This window comes from Aeromicrobium sp. (assembly GCF_050700635.1).
In the GTDB taxonomy this organism is placed as follows: domain Bacteria; phylum Actinomycetota; class Actinomycetes; order Propionibacteriales; family Nocardioidaceae; genus Aeromicrobium.
The window spans coordinates 1-4,291 of record NZ_JBOHDT010000025.1; the positions used below are offsets into that span (position 1 = coordinate 1).

Sequence of the window (4,291 nt, forward strand, 5' to 3'; positions counted from 1 at the left end):
CCAGGATCTCGGCGACGCTCGACGTGATGTCGGTGGTGGCCATGCCGCGTTCGCCTCGCACCAGGGCGACCTCACACGCTGCCGACGCGAGGTCCTCGGGCTCCATCTGCGAGCTGAGGAAGATCGACGGGTCGAACGACCACGTCCACCCGCCGTCGACCTTGCGCACCGACTGCTCGGCGATGTGCTTCCGGACGTACTCGAGGCCGGCGACGTCCTCGGGCAGCGTGCGGAACCGGGTGACGATCGTCTCCCGGTCTGGGCGCACCTTCTGCGGGGGCAAGGTGGAGTTCCTCTGCAACCACGCCCGCGCCTCCGGTGACATCTCGCGCACCGGGGAGTCGATCGCGGCGACGCCGCGGACGTCCGGGCCATGCTCGACGGCAGCGGTGAACGCCACGAATCCACCCATGCTGTGCCCGATGATCACCGGCGGCGTGTCCGACTCCCGGGCCGCGACGGTCATGACCTCGTCGGCCCATGTCGAGAGGGAGTACGACTCCCGATGCTCGCTGGACCCGTGACCGCTGAGGTCGATCGCCATCACGCGGTGATCGGCGGCAAGGAAAGGGGCGATGTGGTCCCACCAGCCGGCGTGCGCTGCTCCGCCGTGGACCAGGACGACACCGGGCTGACCGGGCTTGCCCCAGGCCCGATAGCTGATGCGGGCTCCGGCCGCGTCGACCTCGTCCGTGTCGAACGGCTCGGCGATCGCGCCGGTGAACCAGGTGGGGGTACTCATGCGGGCCTTCCTCAGTTACAGTCACGCTTGACTGTTTCTGTCAACGGCAGCACGATACCGCCGTCCGGTCGCGAGGAGAACTCATGGGTCTGTCCGGAACCACCATGATCATGTCCGGCGGCAGCCGCGGCATCGGCGAGGCCATCGCCGTGCGTGCGGCCCGCGACGGCGCCAACATCGCCCTGCTCGCCAAGACGTCCGAGCCGCATCCCAAGCTGCCAGGCACCATCCACACTGCGGCGGCGGCCATCGAGGAGGCCGGAGGTCACGCCCTCCCCCTCGTCGGCGACGTCCGCGACGACGAGTTCGTCGCGAGCGCCGTCGAGCAGACCGCCGCACAGTTCGGCGGCATCGACATCGTGGTCAACAACGCCAGCGCCATCAACCTGTCACGCACCGAGGACCTGTCGATGAAGGCGTACGACCTCATGAACGACATCAACTGCCGCGGCGCCTTCCTGCTGTCGAAGCTGTCGATCCCGTGGCTGCGCAAGTCGACGAACAACCCACACATCCTCACGTTGTCGCCACCCATCTCGACCGACCCGAAGTGGGCCGGTCGAGCCACCGGCTACACGATCGCCAAGTTCGGGATGAGCCTGGTGACGCTCGGGCTGAGCGAGGAGCTGCGCGAGGACGGCATCGCGGCCAACTCCCTGTGGCCTCGCACCGCCATCGACACCGCTGCGGTGCGCAACGTCGTGGGCGCCGGCCTGGAGACCCACTCCCGCAAGCCGTCGATCATGGCGGACGCCGCCTACGGGATCCTCACCAAGCCGTCGCGCGAGGTGACCGGCCAGTTCTTCATCGACGACGACGTGCTCGAGGCCGCCGGTGTCACGGACTTCTCCGTCTACCTCAACGGCGGACGCGAGGAGGATCTCGCGCTCGACTTCTGGGCCGAGCCGAAGGGTCCGCACAACCCCGAGCTTCGTCTGATGTGAGGTCACACCGTACTTGACAAGGTAGTTAATTAACATCTATGTTAAGTACATGGCAACGACACAGCTCGCCACCGCAGAGCTCGACCGGGTCTTCGCGGCCCTGTCCGACCCGACCCGGCGCGAGATCCTGACCCGGCTCGGCGCCGGCGACGCGACGGTCAGCGAGCTGGCCGAACCCTTCCCGATCAGCCTCCCGGCCATCTCCCGTCACCTCAAGGTGCTCGAGAACGCCGGCTTGATCACCCGTGACCGACGGGCACAGTGGAGGTCCAACAGCCTTCACGCCGCGCCACTGAAGGAGGCGACCACGTGGATGGAGCACCTCACCCAGCTGTGGGACGCCCGGTTCGACCGCCTCGACGCCCATCTCGAGGTCATGAAGCGCATGCAGGACCAGCCGAAGCCAGACCAGCCCACCGACAAGGACAAGGACCAGGACGATGACTGACACCACGTACGAGGTCGAGATCTCACGTTACTTCGACGCCGCACCCGAGATCGTGTACCGCGCCTTCACCGACCCCGAGCAGCTCGCCCAGTGGTTCGGCCCGCTCGCCTTCCACGTGCCGCTCGACTCCATCGACGTCGACATCCGCGACGGCGGGCACTGGAGGATGACGATGGTCAGCCACGTGGGACCCGCGATGGAAGCGCCCGTGAACGCCACCTTCAGCGAGGTCGTCGAGAACCGGCTGCTCGTCGGCTACGAGATCGCCGAGAACATCCCCGGCGTCGAGGACGGCACCAAGTTCACGCTCTCGATCGAGTTCGTCCCCGAGGGAGACGGCACCCGCCTCGAGCTGCGCCAGGGCCCCTTCGGCGAGGAGCTGCGCGAGATGTCCGAGATCGGCTGGAACCAGTCGCTCGCCAAGCTCGACGGCCTACTCGCCACCCCGGCGAAGTTCCGCAACGATCCCGACGAGTTCGTGGACTGAACCAGTCCATCCCCGGCCACACCTCCGCGAGTGGCGCAATCCGGCTGTTCTGAGACGGCGTGTCGCGCCATGCTGCGCCACTCGCAGTTGGGTTTGCGCCACTCGACGCTCAGGTCCGGTTCTATGCTCGTCAGATGGTCGAGGCAGGCTCCATCGCCGAGCTGCTTGCGAGCGCGACGGACGTCACCACGATCGACAGCGCGGGCAAGTCCGGGGCGCGGCTCGAGCGGGTGAGCATCGGCGGCGAGCCGCACGTCGTGAAGTACCTCGACCCGAGCACAGACTGGACGATGCGCGCCGCCGGCGTCGACGGCAGCGCCACTCTGGAGCTCTGGCGCCGTGGCATCCTGGCCCGGTTGCCGGCGAGCATCAACCAGCCGATCGTCGGGATCGCCCACGAGGACGGAGTGACCGCGCTCCTCATGCGCGACGTCGGCGACTGGCTCGTGCCCGTCGCAGGCGACGTGGTCCCGCTCGACCAGCACCTGCGCTTCCTCGATCACATGGCAGACATGCACGCAACGTTCTGGCAGACATCCGACGACATCGACGTGGTGTCGAACCGGACACGTTACCTCGAGCTGTCACCGCACACGGCCGAGCGGGAGGCGGCCCTCGGATCCACGCACCACGTCCCACCACTGATCGGACAGGGCTGGCCCCTGCTCGCCGAGGTGGCGCCGACGGCGGCGGCCATCGTCTCCCCGCTGGCGATCGACCCCACGCCACTCGTCGACGCCCTGTCCGGCACCCCGGAGACGCTGGTGCACGGCAACTGGAAGCTCGACAACCTGGGCTCCGACCCCGACCTCAACACCATCCTTCTGGACTGGGAGCTGCCCGGCCGGGGCCCCGCGCTGAGCGACCTCGCGTGGTACCTCTCCATCAACTGCCGACGCCTTCCACAGTCGAAGGAGGACGCGATCGACGCTTACCGCGAGGCTCTGGAGCGGCATGGGATCGGCACCGAGCCGTGGTGGTCACGGCAGCTGCGGCTCTGCCTGCTCGGTGCGCTCGTCCAGTTCGGCTGGGAGAAGGCGTTCGCCGGCTACGACGACGAGCTCGCCTGGTGGGAACGCCACGCGGTCGAGGCCGCGGAGCTGCTGTGAGCGGCCCCGAGCTCGGTGCAGAGTACGACGCCGGGGCCGAGGCATGGGCATCTGCGCCTGCGCTCGTCTACGCACGGTTCGCCACGGCGATGCTGGAGCACTCCCCCGTCACCGTCTCCGGCGCCGACGTCCTCGACGTCGGGGCGGGCACCGCCGTCGCCTGCGACGCCGCTCTTGCCCGCGGTGCACGGCGGGCCGTCGCCAGCGACATCTCAATGGCGATGTTGCAACATCGCGCGCCGGTGATCCCGGCGGTGGTGGCCGACGCCGGGAGACTCCCGTTCGCCGACGGGAGCTTCGACCTCCTGCTCTCCGCCTTCAGCCTGACCCACCTGGCCGACCCGGCCGCGGCCCTCGCCGAGTGGCGCCGGGTGGCGCCGGCCGCTCTCATCGCCACGTTTGCGCCGGGTCCGTCGCACCCGACGAAGGTTGCCATCGACGCGGTCATGACGCGATTCGGCTTCGTCTCGCCGCCGTGGTACGAGCAGCTCAAGAGCGAGCTCGAGCCCCTGGTGGAGGACACGTCGTCGCTCACGGCGATGTTGCGATCGGCCGGTTACC

General features: G+C 68.5%; 6 protein-coding genes. 5 read left to right on the plus strand and 1 reads right to left on the minus strand.

The annotated features are described in order from the left end of the window. Positions 1-742 (minus strand): alpha/beta fold hydrolase (locus ACRDPN_RS01765; RefSeq protein WP_431445609.1); only part of this gene is annotated, 742 nt, incomplete at its 3' end. 83 nt (positions 743-825) lie between these two features. Between ACRDPN_RS01765 and ACRDPN_RS01770 the strand changes: the two genes are divergently transcribed. The 5 genes from ACRDPN_RS01770 to ACRDPN_RS01790 all read left to right on the plus strand — a co-directional run. Continuing rightward, on the plus strand, positions 826-1,686 hold the full coding sequence (locus tag ACRDPN_RS01770; protein ID WP_431445610.1) for an SDR family oxidoreductase: 861 nt from the start codon (positions 826-828) through the stop codon (positions 1,684-1,686). A gap of 49 nt (positions 1,687-1,735) precedes the next feature. Next, positions 1,736-2,134, plus strand: coding sequence for an ArsR/SmtB family transcription factor (locus tag ACRDPN_RS01775; RefSeq protein WP_431445611.1), 399 nt, complete (start codon positions 1,736-1,738; stop codon positions 2,132-2,134). Further along, the gene (locus ACRDPN_RS01780) at positions 2,127-2,621 is read left to right on the plus strand and encodes an SRPBCC family protein (RefSeq protein WP_431445612.1); all 495 of its coding nucleotides are present in this window, start codon (positions 2,127-2,129) and stop codon (positions 2,619-2,621) included. Before ACRDPN_RS01775 ends, ACRDPN_RS01780 begins: the two co-directional genes overlap by 8 nt. 134 nt (positions 2,622-2,755) lie before the next feature. Beyond that, on the plus strand, positions 2,756-3,730 hold the full coding sequence (locus ACRDPN_RS01785) for a phosphotransferase (RefSeq protein ID WP_431445613.1): 975 nt from the start codon (positions 2,756-2,758) through the stop codon (positions 3,728-3,730). Next, positions 3,727-4,291, plus strand: a 565-nt coding sequence (locus ACRDPN_RS01790) for a class I SAM-dependent methyltransferase (protein WP_431445614.1), incomplete at its 3' end; no start/stop codon positions are given. The genes ACRDPN_RS01785 and ACRDPN_RS01790, both read left to right, overlap by 4 nt.

Coding starts and splice junctions, on each gene's coding strand:
- ACRDPN_RS01770 (WP_431445610.1), top strand. CDS start 826: ATGGGTCTGTCCGGAACCACCATGATCATGTCCGGCGGCAGCCGCGGC.
- ACRDPN_RS01775 (WP_431445611.1), top strand. CDS start 1,736: ATGGCAACGACACAGCTCGCCACCGCAGAGCTCGACCGGGTCTTCGCG.
- ACRDPN_RS01780 (WP_431445612.1), top strand. CDS start 2,127: ATGACTGACACCACGTACGAGGTCGAGATCTCACGTTACTTCGACGCC.
- ACRDPN_RS01785 (WP_431445613.1), top strand. CDS start 2,756: ATGGTCGAGGCAGGCTCCATCGCCGAGCTGCTTGCGAGCGCGACGGAC.